The 21023-nt window shown below is 31.6% G+C and carries 17 protein-coding genes; 4 read left to right on the top strand and 13 right to left on the bottom strand.

Annotation, left to right across the window (positions count from 1 at the left end; translation table 11 throughout):
- Nucleotides 1-2: 2 nt before the first annotated feature.
- The 4 genes from CLOPA_RS19965 to CLOPA_RS19975 all read right to left on the bottom strand — a co-directional run bounded on the left by CLOPA_RS19965 (nucleotide 3) and on the right by CLOPA_RS19975 (nucleotide 3648).
- Complete coding sequence (locus CLOPA_RS19965) at nucleotides 3-1166, bottom strand: nitrogenase component 1 (protein WP_347460084.1); 1164 nt, start codon at nucleotides 1164-1166, stop codon at nucleotides 3-5.
- Nucleotides 1163-1450 carry a hypothetical protein gene (locus CLOPA_RS26295; RefSeq protein ID WP_242834235.1) on the bottom strand — a complete coding sequence of 96 codons (288 nt, stop codon included), beginning with the start codon at nucleotides 1448-1450 and terminating at the stop codon, nucleotides 1163-1165. The genes CLOPA_RS19965 and CLOPA_RS26295 overlap by 4 nt, the downstream gene beginning before the upstream one ends.
- A gap of 598 nt (nucleotides 1451-2048) precedes the next feature.
- Nucleotides 2049-2249, bottom strand: a complete 201-nt coding sequence (locus CLOPA_RS19970; protein WP_207637890.1) for a hypothetical protein — start codon at nucleotides 2247-2249, stop codon at nucleotides 2049-2051.
- 70 nt (nucleotides 2250-2319) lie between these two features.
- Nucleotides 2320-3648: a radical SAM protein gene (locus CLOPA_RS19975; protein WP_015617238.1), complete on the bottom strand. Its 1329-nt coding sequence runs from the start codon at nucleotides 3646-3648 to the stop codon at nucleotides 2320-2322.
- 587 nt (nucleotides 3649-4235) lie between these two features.
- Here CLOPA_RS19975 and CLOPA_RS19980 point away from each other — a divergent pair.
- Nucleotides 4236-5411 (top strand): 4Fe-4S binding protein, encoded by a 1176-nt coding sequence (locus CLOPA_RS19980; RefSeq protein ID WP_015617239.1) that lies wholly within the window; start codon nucleotides 4236-4238, stop codon nucleotides 5409-5411.
- A gap of 195 nt (nucleotides 5412-5606) precedes the next feature.
- Here the strand turns inward: CLOPA_RS19980 and CLOPA_RS19985 are convergent, their stop codons facing one another.
- From CLOPA_RS19985 to CLOPA_RS19995, 3 genes are all read right to left on the bottom strand, one after another.
- A complete protein-coding gene (locus CLOPA_RS19985) occupies nucleotides 5607-6038 on the bottom strand; it encodes an MOSC domain-containing protein (RefSeq protein WP_015617240.1) in 432 nt (143 codons plus the stop codon).
- Nucleotides 6039-6161: 123 nt separating this feature from the next.
- Nucleotides 6162-8138, bottom strand: coding sequence for a molybdopterin biosynthesis protein (locus CLOPA_RS19990; RefSeq protein ID WP_015617241.1), 1977 nt, complete (start codon nucleotides 8136-8138; stop codon nucleotides 6162-6164).
- A gap of 5 nt (nucleotides 8139-8143) precedes the next feature.
- Nucleotides 8144-9376 (bottom strand): molybdopterin molybdotransferase MoeA, encoded by a 1233-nt coding sequence (locus CLOPA_RS19995; RefSeq protein ID WP_041711007.1) that lies wholly within the window; start codon nucleotides 9374-9376, stop codon nucleotides 8144-8146.
- A 951-nt stretch (nucleotides 9377-10327) separates the two neighbouring features.
- Between CLOPA_RS19995 and tatB the strand changes: the two genes are divergently transcribed.
- From tatB to tatC, 3 genes are all read left to right on the top strand, one after another.
- Nucleotides 10328-10639: a Sec-independent protein translocase protein TatB gene (tatB, locus tag CLOPA_RS20000; RefSeq protein WP_015617243.1), complete on the top strand. Its 312-nt coding sequence runs from the start codon at nucleotides 10328-10330 to the stop codon at nucleotides 10637-10639.
- Nucleotides 10640-10755: 116 nt separating this feature from the next.
- Nucleotides 10756-10941, top strand: coding sequence for a twin-arginine translocase TatA/TatE family subunit (locus CLOPA_RS20005; RefSeq protein ID WP_015617244.1), 186 nt, complete (start codon nucleotides 10756-10758; stop codon nucleotides 10939-10941).
- Nucleotides 10922-11701 (top strand): twin-arginine translocase subunit TatC, encoded by a 780-nt coding sequence (tatC, locus tag CLOPA_RS20010; RefSeq protein ID WP_015617245.1) that lies wholly within the window; start codon nucleotides 10922-10924, stop codon nucleotides 11699-11701. The genes CLOPA_RS20005 and tatC overlap by 20 nt, the downstream gene beginning before the upstream one ends.
- Nucleotides 11702-11816: 115 nt before the next feature.
- On the opposite strand, the gene CLOPA_RS20015 is transcribed toward tatC, so the two are convergent.
- From CLOPA_RS20015 to CLOPA_RS20040, 6 genes are all read right to left on the bottom strand, one after another.
- Nucleotides 11817-12878, bottom strand: a complete 1062-nt coding sequence (locus tag CLOPA_RS20015) for a 4Fe-4S dicluster domain-containing protein (protein WP_015617246.1) — start codon at nucleotides 12876-12878, stop codon at nucleotides 11817-11819.
- Nucleotides 12879-12938: 60 nt separating this feature from the next.
- The gene (locus CLOPA_RS20020; RefSeq protein WP_015617247.1) at nucleotides 12939-13628 is read right to left on the bottom strand and encodes a TorD/DmsD family molecular chaperone; all 690 of its coding nucleotides are present in this window, start codon (nucleotides 13626-13628) and stop codon (nucleotides 12939-12941) included.
- A 1-nt stretch (nucleotide 13629) separates the two neighbouring features.
- Nucleotides 13630-14616 (bottom strand): DmsC/YnfH family molybdoenzyme membrane anchor subunit, encoded by a 987-nt coding sequence (locus CLOPA_RS20025; RefSeq protein ID WP_015617248.1) that lies wholly within the window; start codon nucleotides 14614-14616, stop codon nucleotides 13630-13632.
- A 3-nt stretch (nucleotides 14617-14619) separates the two neighbouring features.
- On the bottom strand, nucleotides 14620-15201 hold the full coding sequence (locus CLOPA_RS20030; protein ID WP_015617249.1) for a 4Fe-4S dicluster domain-containing protein: 582 nt from the start codon (nucleotides 15199-15201) through the stop codon (nucleotides 14620-14622).
- 18 nt (nucleotides 15202-15219) lie between these two features.
- A complete protein-coding gene (locus tag CLOPA_RS20035; protein WP_015617250.1) occupies nucleotides 15220-17889 on the bottom strand; it encodes a molybdopterin-dependent oxidoreductase in 2670 nt (889 codons plus the stop codon).
- A 386-nt stretch (nucleotides 17890-18275) separates the two neighbouring features.
- Entirely contained in the window at nucleotides 18276-20942 is a 2667-nt protein-coding gene (locus CLOPA_RS20040) for a molybdopterin-dependent oxidoreductase (protein WP_015617251.1), read from the bottom strand.
- Between the last annotated feature and the right edge of the window lie 81 nt (nucleotides 20943-21023).

The raw sequence follows: 21023 nt of genomic DNA on the forward strand, positions 1-21023 counted from the left end.
TTTTAAACCTCCTCCTTAAAATATTTAAAAGCATTTTCCTCATACCAGGAATCCTTATAGGGAAGTTTTTTGTGTTGTGTCAGCTTAATATTAAAGCTTGGATTTTCAATGGCATTTTCTATCTTCCTACCTAAATATATAAGGCCTTTATATCCAAAAGTAGGTCCCTTTGCTTCCAAAATATGTGTTGAAGCTATGCCAAGCTTTGAAACCCAGGTAGACATTCCAATAAAAAAATCAGGTTTTATTTTCTTCACAAGATTTGCCTGCTCAAAGGACTGCATATTGGCTATATCTATAATAAAATCTCCACCATGAATTTTTTCAAGCCTATCAAAGTCTTCAAACAATGCTTCTTCATAAGTGGGTGTCTGTATACCAACAAGCTTCATGCCAAAGTCTTCTATTAAAGTTGCCGCAGCAATTCCTCTACCTGTTCCCGTACAAATAAATACTCTTTTTCCTTCAGTAAGCTTTCTTATTTTATTGATCTCAGGTGCCACTTTTTTATGCTGCTCTTCAATGTATTTGCGTGCAATATCTTCCTTACCTACTAATTTTGCTATAGACAAAAACCACTGATCAGTATTTCTTAATCCTATAGGCATAACTGTTTTTGAGTAAGGTATGTCATATTCCCTTTTCAAGTGCTCCATGAATTCATCGGCAAAAACCTGACAAATAGCTACTGAATATTCCGCAGCAGGTATTTTTCTAAGCTTCTCAACACTAGAGTAAAATGGTATATAATTCACATGTAATTCCAATACACTTAATAGACTTTCAATTTCAAGCTGGTCTTTATATCCAATGGAAGTAGTGGCAAAAACATTAATCAGGCCTTTTTCCTTTTTCGGTTTTATATCCTTAAGCAGATAATCTTCTATAGCATTAAATACCGTATCAAAGCCCGTTGCAGCAACCTTTGATTTAAATCCCTCACAGTGTATAGGAACTATAATAGCCTCAATCTCCTCCTGAAGGCTACTTGCTATGGCATCTACATCGTCCCCTATAATTCCCGATGCACAGGAAGTGAATATAAATATTATATTAGGTTTATATCTGGAATTTGCATCATGAACTGCTGCCTTTAATTTCTTTTCCCCACCAAAAATAACATCTGATTCATCTAAGCTTGTAACAATGTATCTGGCATTTCTTATATTAGAGACTCCCTATGATATTGTCCTACCTTAAAAAAATCATTCATAAAGGATACACAGCCAACACAGCCATTTGGTGAATGTACTACAAATACAGCATCTTCAATGGAGAGTAATGCTGCAATACTGTTTATTTCCTGACACTGTGTAGCTTGAGCAAAACTCCTGTCAGCATTTTTTAAACATCTTTTTTGGTATTTAGTTGAAATTTCTCTAATACATCCCCCTCCACCAGTAACTGCATTAGGTCTATCTTCACGATTTGGCGTAATTGTAATACCCATTTTACCACTTCCCCATTTTCAAATTTAATTTTAAAAAAGGCCTTGAATAGCTTATTATTCTGCATTTAATACAAAATAGTACTCTACTCAAAGCCTCTGGTTTTCCAGTGAACTAAAGCCATATATTCATATGTGAATGATAAATTGTTTTCTTATAACTGATTGAAAATTTTAATATATAAATTACAATTAACATTGTACATTTATTCATTAACAATTAAATATATCTAAATAAAATAAATATGATTTATTGCAGGATATATGTTTATTATTATAAATAAAAGAGTTAACTTAATACATAATTATAGTTCTTATTTAGATGATTTTGATTTATAAATTGATTCAAAAAAGGCTTTGAATAAACTTACTATTTTGTGTTTAATACAAAAAGTATTTTATTCAAAGCCTCTGGTTTTCCAGTGAACTAAAAAACATATTATACATATTTAATTAGTTAAATATATCATTATATGAAATGCTTGTCAATCATTTCACAAAATAAATATTTACTATCATTTCGCTTTCTAGATTAAAATATTTTTTATCCAATGACTAGTCCATGTATAATTCATCTAAACAAGTGGGAATACAAACTCCACTAGGCAAGATTCACCACATAATTCATCAATTTATTGATGCCAGTTTCCTCACCCTTATTATGCTTCATTTTTAAGGGATTTGATTCTCCACTGTAACTTTTAAATACAGCACCTGCTTTTTCAATTTTTTCTCTAAATTCTTCTGAAGAAAAATATATAACTTCATTTCCCTGGTTCACTAATTCATTTACCAATCCCAATGTTGGATTAACATGACCATAGGCTGAAATATTTTAAAAAAGTATCTTTGACATAAGTTCACATCCCTCTCTATATATCATCTAAACTAAATGTTTCTGGCGTTGTATAATCAACTTTTAATTCACGTAAATAGGTCATATTATCTCTTTCCTCTGTGACATTGTAAGAAATGGCCACTTCTATACCAGTATCTTTTAAATACTTAATTTTCTCTGGTTGAAATTGAAGAAAGTCATAGTCTCTATTTTCTTCATAATCTTCTATTCCATTTTTATGAAATGCCAAAATTGCCTTTGAAATATCTTTTCCAAATACCTTAGCCGTCTTTAAATAGTAATCTCTATTTGAAAAAATTATATTTTTCCATGCAGCTTTAGAAATTGTATTCTGTCTATATATCTGACCAGTATGCTTATTTTCCAGTGAACAGTAGTGTGCACCTAATTTCAAATGATTGTCCAATATAAATTCTAACAATTTTAAACTTAAAAGTTCACTTCCAGATACAGCTAACCCACCAGAATACCAGTAATTATAAAGTACTTTGAAATGTGGATATTTTAGCTTAAATCCTCTCTTTGCATATTCTTCCACATTGTTGTAGGGAAAGCAAAACTCTAAAAGATTTATTCCATCTACTTTTAATTTTTCTAAATCAAATATTAATTGCTTCATTTCTTCAAAGGTTCCCGGAATAGCAGGCATTTCTACAACTACTTTAGGTATATACTGGCGGGCAATAGCTATTTTTTTCAATACTGTTTTATGTAATTCTAAACTATCTTCTAATTTAATACTAAAACGTATTTCTTTTAATCCTGCTTCATCCAATTCCTCAGCAAGTTTTTCATCCAATAAATCACCAGAAGTATATAATCTTGTATGTACATTTTTCATGTAATTTTTAATATATTTAAAATACTCAACAGTGTCTTCTTTATGTAAAAGTGGTTCACCTCCGGAAAGAGCTATATAACTAATATCTTTTTCTGTTTTTATGATATCTTTTAATTGTGATTTCCAATCTTTTTTACTATTATTAAATAACTCATAATCTTCCTGATTTGAATTAAAACAATAATAGCAATTTCTATGGCACATTAAGGAAATATATGTGGTTACACTTCCAATACTTTTAGCACAAGCCTCACATGCAGGGGATATAAAATTATTATAAATACTTTTATCATCATTGCGAAAAATAGCTTGTTTTTGTTTTAGGCGATTTAATACTTCTTTTGTCTCTATGCTTGTCTTCGGATTTTTATCAAAAGAAATTCCGTATTGTTCAACCTGCTGAATAAAATTCCTTGAAATATCTAGGTAAAAGGATGCGTATTCTTTAAATATTGGATTTTTCACTACTTTTATTGTATCCTCATTAATATCTGTTAACATAAAATCTCCCCCTTTTATTTTTAAATTACCCTGCCTAAGTTAAACTTTAAAATCTAATATATAGAATCTCTATTATACTTTAAGTGAATTATAAGTGAATTATTTAGGTGAAGTCAATAAATAGAAAAACTATTGCTATTACAAAATGGATCTATCTTATTTTTTACATTTTATTTTCACTAATTTAAAATCAATATATAATCTATTGTAAAATATCAGATATGGTTTATATATTTTCAAAATCTATAAATTTTAAGTAAATGCTACCTTTTTTCATAATCATATTGACATAAAATAAAAAAATAATGATAATATAGATATATTAATCAAATAAGAATAAGGCATAAGATACAAAATAGACTTTTATACTAGCTAGTTATTTTTTGAAGATGCCTAATAGACTTTCATATACAGAATATTAATATGAAATTGTAATTATGGTTGACTAGAAATACTAGAGGCTAATTTTTTCTTAAAACAAATTGAGAAAAAATTGGCCTTTTTATATTGTTTAAATTAATCAAAAATTAATGTTTACACAATTTTGTAAACAGTTAAACATAATTATTTTAAAAGGAGTTGTAAACATGTCAAAAAAAATAAAGGAAATACAAATTTTCAGGCATATCATGCAGATAATCTTATTTTTTCTTTTACCCGGTATATACATATTGGCCTTCAGTGAATTAAAATCAATTTTTCAAATGATTATTAAAGGAAACTTTAATCTTATTCAGGCTCTTCCAGGATTAATGGAATTTACAGTAGCAATTATTTTTACTATTTTAATGGGAAGATTTTTCTGTGGATGGTTTTGTGCTTTCGGCAGCTTTAATGATTGGATTCACATTGCGTCAAGAAAAATATTCAAAATTAATTTTAAAGTTAGTGAAAAACTTGATTCCATACTAAAGTATGTAAAATATGGAATATTAGCTTTAATTCTAATTTTCACATTTGCTGGTGGAAATAATATTTTAAATGGTGCAAGTCCCTGGGATGCCTTTGCACAGATAACTAATTTTTCAACTGTGTTGTCCACTCTAGCTATAGGCCTTATACTTTTAATTTTAATACTCATAGGAGATATTTTTATTGAAAGATTTTTTTGCAGATATTTATGTCCCCTAGGTGCTGTGTTTTCTTTAATATCTAAAATAAGCATATTAAAAATCAATAAACCAACTGAGAAATGCGGCGATTGCAGAATATGTACAAATAATTGTTCAATGGGTTTAAAACTTTATAGTGTAAATAGTGTTCGTGGAGGTGAATGTATAAATTGCTTAAGGTGTGTAGAAACCTGTCATAGAAGAAATCCTCACGTAAATATACTAAATACAGAAGTTAATTCAGCAACCGCAAGCTCTTTTGTTGTAGCTATTTTTGCTGGTATATATGGCTTAACTAATTTTGGAAGTTCAATCTCAATTCAGAAAGGATTGGCTTCTTCAAATGTAGCAATCTCTAGTAATGTTTCACAGGGAATCAAATATAAAGATGGAGATTACATAGGAACAGGTATAGGCTTTAACGGTGGTACAACAAAAGTTTCTGTTAATATAAAAGACGGTAAAATTGATACTATTAAAACAGTATCAACTGAAGATACTCCAGACTTTTATAAAAACGTGGAAAATACTATACCTAATAAAATAATTTTAGCTCAATCAACAAATTCAGTTGATACTGTATCTGGAGCAACTTATAGCAGCAAAGGTCTTATTAATGCAACTCAAAATGCATTAAATAAAGCTAAGTAAAGCTGATTAAAAAGCTGTAAAAAGGAACTGTATCAAGAGGAATAAATGTTCGTTAAATTTTAAGAATTATTTTTAGTAGGAAAAAAGTTAAAATGGTGTCTCACAATGTACTTTTATACTTTGTGAGACACCTTATTTTTTCCATGAAGGCTGCTTTAAGTTTATGAATTCAAAAAAAACTTCAGTAGCATTCTATCACAGCAATTGAATTTCATCCCCTGATTCTATCCACCCATTCCTTAGTACCCTTGCAAATATAACTTCTTTTGACATAGTACAAGTGTCTACTAAATTTCTTATTTTACATCCTTTATAGCATTCCTTACCTATCTGAGTAATTTCTAAAACAACTTCTCCAATCTTAAGATTTTCCCCCACAGAAAGTTCATCAAAAGCTACTCCCTCACTAGTAAGATTTTCCACAAATTTAACATTGCAAAATCCCTTTAATTTTAATTGCTTCATCTTATCTATACTCTCTTGTCCAAGTAAACTTACCTGTCTGGGCCCACTTCCAGCATGGGCATCTCCCAATAAGCCATAATCAACTTTAAAATATCCCTTTTCAATAGCATGTTTTGCAGTTCCCTTTTTCTCACTTATATTTAATGCAACAATCCTAGCCATTACTCATCCCCCTTTAAAGTTAACTATCTATCTTTTACAATGTCATATATTCTGCTTCATTTAGTCCCATAACAAAGCTTTAAAACTGAATATTAAATCTCTCTCATTAATTACTGCTTAACTTTAAACTTTATCAACGGCTTTTAGAGGAATATCTTTATCTATTTCTTTTACAGAAATTAACTTTTCATCATTACATGTTATTATCTTCCCAATACTTGAATAATCATAGCCCCCAAGCCTATCCAGCTCTTTTAGAAATATATCACTTTTCATAACATTAATTAATTCTTTAATAGTTTCCATTTTCAAATATTCCTCAGGTACTGCAAAATCATATTCTTCATTGCACACTGCAATAAAGTCAAGACCCATCATTTCCGCTGCTGAATATACTCCAAGGCCGCAATCTACATCTCCACTGGCTACTGCTGCGGCTACAGACAGATGAGTAAATTCTTCTCTTTCATATCCATTAATATCATTTGGGGAAATATTTAATTTTTTTAAATAATAGTCTAACAGCAGCCTTGTGCCTGCCCCTCTTTGTCTATTTACAAAACGTATACCTTCTTTTGATATGTCTGAAATTTCTCTAAGTGATAATGGGTTGCCCTTTTGAACCATAAGCCCTTGAATTCTATTTACTACCTTTATTAGAGCTATATTCTTATCTTTTAAATATTTATTAATGTAACACACATTGTACTCACCGCTTTCCATATCCAATAGATGGATTGGGGCAATATGGGTTTCTCCATTTTTCAGTGCCATTATGCCTCCCATACTTCCAGTATGAGCAGATGATAAATAATAATCAGGATTCTTTACATGAAGTAGGTCAGAAAGTACGTCTAAAATAGGATCATGGCTGCCTATGCAAACAATTGTATTTTTAATTTCATCTATATTTTTCATAAGGCTTATTTGTACCTTAGTTCCAGCCTCAATGCCCTCTACATTTTGTGGAATTTCCAATATTCCATCTGCCCTTACAAGAGACATAGTAGCCCCCGCCCCTCTTGAAAGCGGTGTGGCAATGAGCTTATTTCCCACATATCCAAGTTTCATTCTCACAAATTCTAAATACTTTAGAGAAGACATAACTCTTCTTGATAGGGTAGCTTCTAGTTTTTGTACTTTTTCAGATTTCTTTCCCTGATATCCTTCTATAATTACTTTAAGGACCTTATCCATTATAAAATAAGCAGAAACCGGATATCCTGGTATTCCAAGAACTGGCTTGTTTTCAACCTTTCCCATAACAACTGGTTTACCTGGTTTTATAGATACACCGTGTATATAAACTTCCCCTAAATCCGAAATCACATCACTGGTATAGTCCTCTCTACCCGCAGAAGAACCTGCATTTATTATGACTATGTCACATTCTGAAACAGCTTTTTCTAAAACAGTTTTTAAAATTTCATAATTATCCTTTACTATTCCATATCTTTTTGGTATTCCTCCATATTGAAGAATTTGTGCACTAAATACTCTTGAGTTAAAATCAATTATATCACCGGTCTTAAGACTGCTGCCTGGATCTACAAGCTCGGTACCAGTTGGAATAATACCTATTAAAGGCTTTTTATAAACTTTAATAGTATTTACTCCTCCAGCTAACATTGCCCCTATATCTACCGGTCTTATAACATGGCCGGAAGGTACAATAAGCTGATTCTCAACTATATCTTCACCTAGTGGCCTTATGTGCTGCCAGGGTGCTGCGCTTTTATATATTTGAATTTTATCTTTATAAATTTTAACTGTATCCTCAACCATTATTACACAATCATATTCTCTCGGAATTGGATCTCCCGTATCTACCACTAAATAGTCCTTGCCTTCCTCTAGTATAATAGAATTCTTTTCAGAGGCCCCTATAGTCTTTAAGCTTTGAAGAGCAATTCCATCCATAGCAGAACAGTTATAGAAGGGCGAAGATATTTTTGAATAAACTGCTTCCGAAGTGACCCTTCCTAAAGCTTCCTCTGTACTTAATAATTCCTTATTTAAAAATGAATGCTCTATTTTTCCCAAATATTCACTTAAGGCTTCTTTTAACTCATAATTTGACAGATATACTTTTTGCACCATACTAATCACCTCTGAAATTTATAAACATATACTTTTTCATGTTCATAAATTCCTTCCACATTTTTATTAATTTTTATGTAACCCCATGCCTTTGTAAATCCACTGATAGCCGCTGATTTAGTAAGAATGGGCGTAGCTATGTATTCTTCTCCTATTCTGTTAATAGTAACTGGAAGGTATTCTTCTCTTCCTTTAGCTTTATGATAATTCATGCTAAATTTGCATGGAATAGGATAGTCTACATCTTCAAATCCCATCATTGCATGCAGAAGATATCTAACTAATGTTCTGTAAACTACAGCACAGGAAAGTGGATGACCTGGAAGTCCAAATATAGGCTTATCTTTTATTTTTCCTAGTATAGTTGGCTTCCCTGGCTTTATAGATATTCCATGAAAAAGTATTCCAGGGTTTCCAAGTTCATCAATAACCTTTGCAGTTTCATCTTTTTTTCCTACAGAACTACCTCCAGATACCAGAACTAAATCGCATTCATTTACGGCCTTTTTAACAGTTGTAAATAATTCTTCATAATTATCTTTAATGACCCCATATAATATAGGTTGTCCACCATCTTCAATAACCGAAGAATAAATAAGATAGGAGTTAATATCTCTAATTTCACCAGGCTGCGGCTGCTTTTCAGGAGATACAATTTCATCTCCTGTGGAAATTATACCAACTTTCGGTTTGCGAAATACTGGTACTTTAGTAATTCCTAAACTAGATAACATACTTATGCTATAAGGTCTCAGCAGTGTTCCCTGTTTAAGCACAGTTTCTCCTAGTTCTACATCTTCATCTTCATTCAATACATTCTCTCCAAAGGAAATAGACTTATTGGCAAGTACAGTAGCATCATCCATTTTATCAATGTATTCTATCATAATAACACTATCAGTACCTTCAGGAAGCATTCCTCCAGTTGGTATATACATACATTCACCTGGAAACTCTAGTGATTTAACAGGCATTTTGCCCATTTTAACTTCTCCTTTTAAATCAAGCATGGAAGGCATGCTTTCACTGGCACCTTGAAGATCTCTAAACTTAACAGCATATCCATCTACCATGGATCTTTTAAAGCCCGGAATGTTTAAAGGTGATACAATGTCCCTAGATAATACTCTACCATTGCATTCTTTAATATCTATTAATTCTGTTTTTAAATTTAACTTAAAATCGCAGTTTATAATATCTTTTGCTTCCTCTACAGATACTACATTATAAAAATTCATATTCTCCCCTATCTTGTACATTAATAATTCTCATTCTTAAAAATTAATATACAATAAATTATATTTAAATTTTAAATATATTAAGAGACTAATTTTTCTTAAATAAATTTAGGAAAAATTAGTCTCTAGTATTCTAGTCAACTAAATAATTGTTATAATTTCACTTTAACATTTTATAAGAATATAGCATATTATTCTTATGTGTTTAGTACGATATATATTATCACTATTTTTTCATATTATGTCAATATAATTTTAAGTAAATTCTTTATTTAAGATTATTTTATTATTCACTTTCCATCCCGTCAAGAAAATTTAAAAAATATTTAAACCAGTATATTAGTATATAGTTTATATTTTTAACTTCAATCCTAAAAGCTAAAAGCGATTCATGCAAAATCCAAGATTTTGCTTCTCTGCTTTCCTAAACGTATAGATAACAGCCACACGTCCCTGGGTAATTCATCTAAACTTAGTGAAAATACAAACTCCAACTAAGTAAGATCCATTTATAGAAAATTTTTGTAAATTTATAACTAAATAAAATAAATTTTAGATAAATGCCAGTTTTTCTTGCAATCGTATTGACATAAGGCAAAAAAATAAGGATAATATAAATATATTAAACAAATAAGAATAATATGGAATATATAAATTGCAATTTAAATTATTTATTTAATAAATAACAGTTAAATATTAAATATTTAACTGAATTAGATATTTTACATAAATACAATTTATTGCAATATATTAAAACAAAGTTGTAAAAATATTGTAGTTGACTAGAAAAACTAGAGGCTAATTTTTTCTTAGAACAATTTAAGAGAAAATTAGCCTTTTATTTTATTTAAATTCAATAGCTGCTAAAATATGTTTTTTAATGTTATCTTTAATATTTATTTTTTGTTGATAAAAGTAATTTTTTTACATATAAAAAGGAGGAAAATTATTATGTTTAATATTGGCTTTGGTGAATTAATTTTAATTCTATTGATTGCTTTTCTTGTAGTTGGTCCTCAGGATTTACCTAAAGTTGCCAGAGCACTTGCCCGAGCCTTGAAGTATTTTCGTGGTATTGTAGATGAAGTAAAACAATCTGTAAATTTGGATTCAGAATTAACTGAAATCAGTAATGTGAAAAAAGAAATTCAACAGACAGTAAAAAATGTGAATCCCTTAAATAATATTGACAATGAAATAAAAGACGTAAAAGAAGAACTGCAATCAACTGAAAAAGTATTTAAAAAATCTAGCAATTTCTGATTCATATAACTTTTTTATGAAAATTATATAAATTAAAAACTTAATTAACATGAAAGAAAAAGCATAAGTTAAAAGAACATATTTAATGTACAGTGATATTATAAGGAGGAAAATTTATGAGACTTGGAAGAACAGAGATTTTATTACTTTTATTTCTTGCACTAATATTTTTTGGTGGTGGTAAACTTGGCAACGTTGGTAAATCTCTTGGAAAAAGTATAAAGGAATTTAAAGAAGAGATAAAAGATGATAGCAAAGAAACAGTTAAGAAGGCTGAATCTGATGATAAAGAGAAAGCATAGATTAGAAGAACACATCCAGATTTATAAGGGAAAATTTAACAACAATGAATTAGGAACTCCAAAAACTATATTAGATCACTTAAAAGACCTGCGTAAAATGTTATTAATAATTTCTATTTCCATCGGTGTTGCTTTTAATATAATTCTTATCTTTTTTGTAACTTACATAATGGATTTTATTGTTAAGCCACTAAAAAATATGCATATCGAAATTATTTATACTGGACTATCTGAATCATTTGCTTCACAAGTTAAGGTTTCTTTAATTGCTGGTGTAATTGTAGTATCACCAATTATTTTTTGGCAAATTTGGTCTTTCTTAAAACCAGCTCTTTACCGCAAAGAGCGGTTAATATTTGGCAGCTTATTTATTTTAGGTATTTTTCTATTTATTTTAGGAGTGGTATTTGCCTATATAGTTGTACTGAATTTATCCATTAATTTTTTTGTTTACACAAGTGGTAATTCAGCAACTCCTATGATTTCCATAAGTAAATATGTAGATTTTCTATTTAGTTTTCTGCTACCTTTTGGAATAACCTTTGAACTGCCAATAGCAATTATTATTTTAACACGATTAGGTATAATTACTGCCAGTGAACTTTCAAAGTATAGAAAATATGTTATATTCGCTATATTTATTATTGCAGCCATATTAACTCCACCAGATGTAGTTTCTCAAATTTCAATGGCTATACCCATTATAATTCTCTATGAAATTAGTATTTTAGCATGTAAATTGGTAAAAAAGAGAGTCTGATATAATAATTATACCTTAAACTATATTCAGTAAAATTAATATAATTGTACATATTCAAATGGGATGTGCCACAATGCATAGATATACATTGTAACACATCCCATTTATAATTAATTCATTTGGCCAAATTCCTCTTATTATAACAATACATACAAAGTTCTTCACCGTTTTCCGGTTTTGCAGGTGCACCACATTCTTTACAAATTGCTGATTTAATTTTTGTTTTCACTGGAATAAAGACATTGTGAATATACACCAATTTCATTCCTTCAATTACCTTATCCATACAAACATTTTCACATACTCCACAACTGTCACATTTCCATACGGTATGATTTATAATCCTTGTGCCCTTTTCTCCTTCAGAAATATGAATTGCTTTTTGGGGACATACTTTTTCACAAACTCCACATCCCCAACATCTACTGCCAAATATAGGTGTATACCATCCAAATTTTCCTTGCTTAATACTTAGATATTTAATATTTTTTAATCTGTTTAATAGTACTTTCCTATAAATCATTCCATCTAATTTAATACTTGTATCTTCAGGCAGCAGAGTAGTAATTGTAGTCTTTGATTTTTTCAAAATAAGTGCAAACATGTCCCGTCTAGAAAAATGTTTTTGTGGTATTGGAGACCCGCTATCATTAATAATAATGCGCTGACTGTATAATTCCTCTCCTAAAAATTCCCTTACACGTTTTAGATTTAGTTCTATTAACTCTTCATTAGAAGATTTTTCTAGACAGCTGTCACAATTTCTTCTAATAATTATTACTGGCTTTTCTAAAGCTAGGTAAGCCAATATCTCCCATGGATAGGAAGCTATACAATGTAATTTTACATCACCAGATGTATCTTCCATATTGCAGCCTAAAATGATCTCCTCTCCCTTTATTTCATGAGTACTTAGAATCTTATTCATGGTACTTGAAGAAGGACGTATTGTTCTTGATGGACATACAGAAACACATATATTACAATTAATACATTTATACCAATCAATCTTCTTTAAATTTGTAGATTTTATTATTCCTCTACTGCATGCCGTCTGACATGCTGTACATATCTTTTTCCTCTGATTTTTATTGATACAACGATCATATTCAATAGTTGGATGATTTTCATCTATTAATTTATTAAATAAATAATTTGTTAATAAATCATTTAACATGCTAATACCTCTATTTTATTTTCAGACACCTAAATTTCCTTTGAATCTCAGAATAAAGACTCACTTTAGATTTATATTATCTAATATCTCAATAATAATATCATAATCAATGATTAAAAATTCTTTCAGAATATTTGCCATCTCTGGGTAGTATAATTTGGAAGTTGACTTTTGCATTGCATTTGCAAAATCGGGAATCCATCTTTGAAGATGATATTGCAAGAAATCTTTTTGATCCTTTAACAGCTGAACTACTATTCTCATATTTTCATCTTCAAATGATTTTTGCATTTTTGTACTTAAACAGAAAATGAATTCCAATTCAAGTGCAATATGGTCATCTGCTACGTGAAGATACCTAGTTGGAATAATTCCATGCTTCATATAAATATTACGGACTTGTAAAGTACTTTCCCTGAATAAAATACGTTCCTTTGTTATATATACAGATTCCCAAGGAGGGGCCGGCATTTTTTCTGGTCCAATAAGCAATTTTGTGTACTCCGTTTTAAGCTTATCAATGAAATCATCATTTACTTTATAGACAATAGATTTCAAAAATTCTGCTGCATCCACCATGGAATGATTATCTTGCATATCTAATAACTCCAAAGCATTTATGGTAGTATGACCGGTTACTAATTTTAATTGTTCATGGCTTGGTTCAGCACCAAATACATTGTGAAATATTCCATACAAATAGGTTCTGTTTGCAATAAGTATTTCAATACTTTCTCTTTGATCCATCATATTAAATTCTTCCAATCTTAGTAGTTATAAATATTGTATAGAACAAATATTTGCTTATGATTGCTGATACTATTATAAATGCAACAGCTAAAAGCTTTGCTTCATTTCCCACTTTTATCAAATTTTTTCCATTATATTTTTTCTCTCCAATGCCTTTCCAGAAGAAAAATATAACTGCAAAAACTGCAAATAAATACTTTAATACAACCAATATACCATTTCCATAAAGCAATCTCCCACTGGCAGATGCTGCTCCTAATGCAGATAAATTGGATCTATAAAAAATTTCACTTACAATTTGTACTATTAATGCCGATAATATTGCTGCGCCAATAAATTTTTTAGACTTTTCTGTCTGGTCTCTATAATCAGAGGAATAATATAATATTCCTCCAACCAGAATTACACTAGTATAAAAATTTATAAAGGTTGTTATTCCATTCCAGTAAGGAATACCTGTAAATGTATAAACATTCCCAATGATAGCTATATCTATGAGCCCTATAACTGCTGATAACCAGATAAATATATTTTGTGCCAACTTTGAGGAAGGTTTTACAAATGTTATAATGGCATTTACTACAATTAATGCTATTAATATTCCAAAGAATAAAATTTCTTTAGACAATCCAGTAAGTCCTATAGCCACTGCTAATAGGGTAAGTATAATCTGTATTATCCTTTGAGATGGTTTCACAAATGTAATAATAGCATTTATTACATTTAAAGTTGCCAATATTCCAGAAAATAAAATTGCCCTAGACAGCCAGGAACTTTTAATATTTTTTAAAGTATTCACCATTTTAAATGGCTGACCTAAATTCAACCAATATGCAAATACACCAATAATTATAAATGCTGCTGCTATAATAATAGGTAATTTCTTAATACTATCTTTGTTTTTTAATTTAATAATAGCTAAAAATAATATAATGCCCACTGATGATTCAATTCCTATAGAAAATATTAGTAATCCTAATTCTGACATATTTCATACCTCTCTTTCAACATAAGCCTTTGAATATGCTGCTTTTCTTGGCTTAATCAGCACTGATGGATTTGTAATAGAAGCTGATGGTAAAATTGGTAGTTCACTAACTGCATCTTTTCCATACTTTTTCTTTAAATCATCCAGTTCGCCGAATTCAATACATCGCATAAGGCAGGCATCCACACAAGCAGGATTTTTCCCTTTAGCTACCAGATCCTTACATGCATCACATTTATTTATAATTCCTTTATCCTCTACATATTGTGGTACTCCGTAAGGACAATTCCAAATACAATATTTGCATCCGATACACATATCAGGATCATAATCTACAATTCCGTTTTGTTCCACCTTATGCAGGGCTCCAGTTGGACATCCTTCTGCACACTTAGGATTTTTACAATGATTACAAGTAGTAGAAAGATGATAGATACTTGGATTGGGAAAACTACCTGTTTCAAATGTTTTCACATTACGAAATAAGGTTCCCACTCCCAAACGATTTTTATCCTTACATGCAATTTGACAAGTACGGCATCCTATACATTTTGTCATATCAAAATAAAATCCATATTGACTCATTTTATTTCACACCCTTCTTTAAAATATAATTCGTTGTGGGACATCTACATCATCTGGTATTGGAGAACCTGTCCACTTCTCTAAATTCACATTTTGTGTATTCCAGCCTGAAACTCCTCCACCTGTAGAAATATTACCACATAAATAATTATCTGCTCCTCCTTTATCAATGCCATTAGATTCATCTACATCTGCCCAAGCACCATGTGGAAGTCCAATAACACCCGGAGCAACACGTTCTGTTACGTAAGCGTGACGAAGTGTTTTACCATAGGCACTTGTAATTAAAACAGTATCTCCATTTTTAATTCCATTTTTATCAGCATCCCCTTTTGAAATATAGGCAGGCTGCTTCAAAGCCTCTCTAAGCCATGGGACATTATCATAAATGGAATGAGAGCGTCTAATATAATGAGGATTAATCAACTGGTAAGGATATTTTCCTTTAGTCTTATCATGAAAATCTGAATATGTACTTTCATAGCCATCCCTTGGAGGTACATATTTGGGCAGAGGTGAAACTTCATTATAACCCTGACTGTATAAAATATCAGCTTTTGTCTGGGAATAAATCTCAATCAGCCCCGTGGTAGAATTTAAAGGATTTTTTACAGGATCCTTTATAAATTTTTCATAGGCAATATTTCCATAATTATCTCCATCATGTCTTTCCACTTGATAAATACCATCTGCTAAGAATTTATTTAAAGGAACTCTTCCCGACTGCGGTTTACCTTCACAACCCCATTCTTCTATATCTTTAGCTGTAATCTCTACTAAAGGTTCATAACTCGTACCTTCCTTATTTATTACAGTAGAACTTGCCAATTTGTTAAAAAATCTTTGTTTTTGACTAATTGGGTACATATCTTTTTCTGGAACATCTAACAATTTACCAAGCTGAATATTTACCCACTCGTCATCCTTTGCTTCATAAATAGGTTTTATCACATTGCTGTATACCAACATAATATCACGGTTACATCCAGATGAAGGGAAATTGCCTTCACGTTCCCACCAGGTAGTAATAGGAAGAACAATATCTGCATATTTTGAATTTGTGGTTAAAAATGAGGACTGGCTTAACACAAATTCTACTTTTCGATGCACCTGAATTCCCTGTTTCATACCTTCACGTGTCTGAAGAAGTGCACTTCCACTATGCCATATCATCTGAATATTAATTGGTTTTCTCTCAACTTTCTTTTTTAAATCTACTTTTGATACTACTTTTTTCCAGTCAGCTGGTTTAGCATTAATAGAAGGAAAAACTGAAGAAGGATTATAACTTCCTTCCGAAATTGCTTTCCATCCTTCTGTATCATTTAGATAAAGAGGCGGATAGGTCTTTGCCTTTGACACCATACCATCACTACCGGCAATCACCAATGCCTTTCCAAAATTAGCAGCATTATTCCAGCAGGAGGTACCCGTAGCATGTCCAGATTTACCCATATGTCCTCCCATAGCACCTAGCGTTATAAATAATTGAGGCATTGAATCGCTATCATGAGTACGTGCAGGTGCCCAGGTAGTTAATAATGTAACCTTTGTATTTTTACCTATTCTTCTTGCTAACTTACGAATTGTATCAGCTGGTACACCACAAATTTTTTCTGCCCACTCAGGAGTTTTAGGAACATTATCATATGTACCTAACAGATAGTCTTTAAAATTTTCATTTACCTCTGCATTTGGAGGCATATGCTCTGCATCAAAGCCATAAGTATATCGATTTAGAAAATCCCAATCAATTAATGGGTTTGTCACCGGATCATCTTCCTTGAGCATTATATATGCTAGTGCCAATTGCATCGTCATATCCGTTCCAGGTCTAATTGGAATCCACTCTGCCTCTAAAGTAGCTGCTGTATCTGTATATACCGGATCAATGATTACAAATTTACATCCTCTTTTTTTCATTTCCAAATAAAAATGGGTGGCATTCCCCATGGCGGACCAGGCAGGATTTAAACCAAACCCCACAATAAGTTCTGACTTTTGCAAATCAAATCTATCATTTACTGCATCTCTTACTAAAATTCCATCTCCAACCCCTAAAATATGGGGAATTGCATACCATGCACCATAGGAGCTTGTCCCCCAGTGTGAAACATAGGAACCTAATTTATTTAGTAAAGGGCCAGGCTCAGTACTTGTAGAAAAAATAGATTCCACTCCATACTTATTTTTAACGCGTGTAATTTCATCTGCTATGTATTTTAGCGCCTCGTTCCATGAAATTCTCTCCCATTCATCTTTTCCACGAAGTGATTTATCCCCTCCACCGGGTTTCCAATGTTTACGTTTCATAGGATACTTCAAACGATCAGCACCTTGTGCCTCAAATTGCTCTGCTCTGCCTCTTAGACAAGCTCTTTGCTGAGGATTATCATCAGTATCCTCTCTTAAGTCATCTGTTTTTTGGCGTACCACTACTCCCTCAACTACTAATGCTTTAACTAAACATTTTCCTCCACAATTGTGCCAACAGGCTGCTGCAACCCATTTCCCAGTATCTGTATTAATATGAGCTACATCTTTTTTATCCAACGTTGTTTCTTTTAATGTGTTATCATAAGCTACTAAAGGCAAACCTGCAACAGCCGCTGCAACAGCTGCACTTCCTTTAAGAAACTTCCTTCGATCTATCTTGGTGTTTATTAATTTGTTTATAAAATTACTCATGGCACTGATACCTCCTCATCTTTAAAATTTAAAAATAATTATCAATATTGTTATAGTTAATTTGTACATAGTTGCTTTTTATCTTTAAATTTAAACAATGTAAAAAGACTAATCTTTCTTAAACTACTTTAAGAAAGATTAGTCTCTAGTTTTCTAGTCAACCATACCATTATCATTAATTGTTATTTCCATTTAATCTTTACAACCAAATAATACATATTATTTGTATTTGTTTACTATTATATTATCGTTAATTTTTCATTTCATGTCAATATATTATTAAAAAAATTAGAACTTTTCTATAGTTTATATTATTAAATTGTAATTTTTTCTAAATTTATCTATATATCAGCAAATCGCAGGCTAATTTTATTTATAAACATTTTTTAAAATATAATTCGTTGTGGAATATTCACATCATCTGGCAATGGAGAACCTGTCCATTTCTCTAGATCTACATTTTGTGTATTCCAACCTGAAACCCCGGCACCAGTAGAAATATTTCCGCATAAATAATTATCTGCCCCTGCTTTATCAATGCCATTAGATTCGTCTACATCTACCCAGGAACCATGAGGAAGTCCAATAACTCCTGGAACAATACGTTCTGTTACGTAAGCGTGACGAAGTGTTTTACCATAAGCACTTGTAATTAAAACGGTATCTCCATTTTTAATTTTCTTCTCATCAGCGTCTCGTTTTGAAATATAAGCAGGCTGCTTCATAGCCTCACGAAGCCATGGAACATTATCATAAATAGTATGAGAACGCCTTGGATAATGGGGATTAATTAACTGATAGGGATATTTCCCTTTAGTCTTATTCTCAAGATTCAAATATGTGTTTTCATAGCCATTCTTTGGAGATACATATTTGGGTAAAGGCGAAATCTCACTATAACCCTGACTATATAAAATATCAGCTTTTGTCTGAGAATAAATTTCAATCAATCCTGTTGCTGAATTTAAAGGATTTTTTACAGGGTCATTTCTAAATTTTTCATAGGCAATATTTCCATAATTATCTCCATCATGTCTCTCTACTTGATAAATACCATCTGCTAAGAATTTATTCAAAGGAACCCGTCCCGATTGTAGCTTACCTTCACAACCCCATTCTTCTATGTCTTTAGATGTAATCTCTACTAAGGGCTCATACCCTGTACCTTCCTTATTTATTACAGTGGAATTTGCCAATTTATTAAAAAATCTTTGTTTTTCACTGATTGGGTACATATCTTTTTCTGGAACATCTAACAATTTACCAAGCTGAATATTTACCCACTCGTCATCCTTTGCTTCATAAATAGGTTTTATCACATTGCTGTATACAAGCATAATATCACGGTTGCATGATGGTGCAAAATTACCTCCACGCTCCCACCAGGTAGTAATAGGAAGAACAATATCTGCATATTTTGAATTTGTGGTCAAAAATGAAGACTGACTTAATACAAATTCTACTTTACGATGTACCTGAATTCCCTGCTTCATACCTTCACGTGATTGAAGAATTGCATTTGCACTATGCCATATCATCTGGATATTAATTGGTTTTTTCTCAACTTTCTTTGTCAGGTCTACTTTTGATAATAACTTTTTCCAATCAGCTGGTTTACCATTAATAGAAGGAAAAACCGCAGAAGGGTTATAACTTCCCTCCAAAATTGCTTTCCAACCTTCTGTATCATTTAAATAAAGAGGTGTATAGGTCTTTGCCTTTGATACCATACCATCGCTACCAGCAACCACCAAGGCTTTTCCAAAGTTTCCACAAGTACCTGAACAAGAAACACCGGTATTATGGCCCGATTTACCAATATGACCACCCATAGCACCCAGTGTTATAAATAATTGTGGCAATGAATCACTATCATAAGTACGTGCAGATGCCCAACTAGTTAGCAGTGAAACTCTTGTATTTTTACCTATGCGCCTTGCTAACTTACGAGTTGTATCAGAAGACACACCACAGATTTCTTCTGCCCACTCAGGAGTTTTAGGAATATTATCATATTTGCCTAACAAATAGTCCTTAAAATTTTCGTTTACTATTGCATCTGGAGGCATATGTTCTGCATCAAAGCCATAAGTACAGCAATTTAGAAAATCCCAATCAATTAATGGGTTTTTTACCGGGTCATCTTCCTGCAGCATTGTATATGCCAGTGCCAATTGAAGTGTCATATCAGTTCCAGGTTTAATTGGAATCCACTCTGCCTCTAAAGTAGCTGCTGTATCTGTATATACCGGATCAATAATTACGAATTTACATCCTTTTTTCTTCATTTCCAAATACCAGTGCGTTTGATTTCCAAAGGAAGACCAGGCAGGATTTAAACCAAACCCCACAACTAACTCTGATTTTTGCAAATCAAATCTGTCATTTATTTTGTCTTTTACTACACCTCCATCTCCTATACCCAGAATATGAGGAACTGCATGCCATGCCCCATAAGATGTAGTCCCCCAATGAGAAACATAAGGCCCTATTTTATTTAATAAAGCAGCAGGCTCAATACTTGTAGAAAAAATAGATTCCACTCCATACTTATTTTTAATCCGTATAATTTCATCTGCTATATATTTTAGCGCCTCATTCCATGAAATTCTCTCCCATTCATCTTTTCCACGAAGTGATTTATCCCCTCCGCCGGGTTTCCAATGTTTACGTTTCATAGGATACTTCAAACGATCAGCACCCTGTGCCTCAAATTGCTCCGCTCTACCTCTTAGACAAGCTCTTTGCTGAGGATTATCATCAGTATCCTCTCTTAAGTCATCTGTTTTTTGGCGTACCACTACTCCCTCAACTACTAATGCCTTGACCAAACATCTTCCTCCACAATTGTGCCAGCATGCCGCTGCAACCCATTTTCCAGTATCTGTATTAATATGACCTACATCTTTCTCCTTCAACGTTGTTTCTTTTAATGTGTTATCATAAGCTACTAAAGGCAAACCTGCAACAGCCGCTGCAACGGCAGCACTTCCTTTAAGAAATTTTCTTCTATCTACTTTAGTATTTACTAATTTGTCTATAAAATTACTCATAGCACTAATATACCCCCTTATCATAATAGTTTGAAACAATGTATATATTACTATGGTTAATATTCATAGCTTTATTATGCT

It is taken from the genome of Clostridium pasteurianum BC1, assembly GCF_000389635.1.
GTDB lineage: Bacteria > Bacillota > Clostridia > Clostridiales > Clostridiaceae > Clostridium_I > Clostridium_I pasteurianum_A.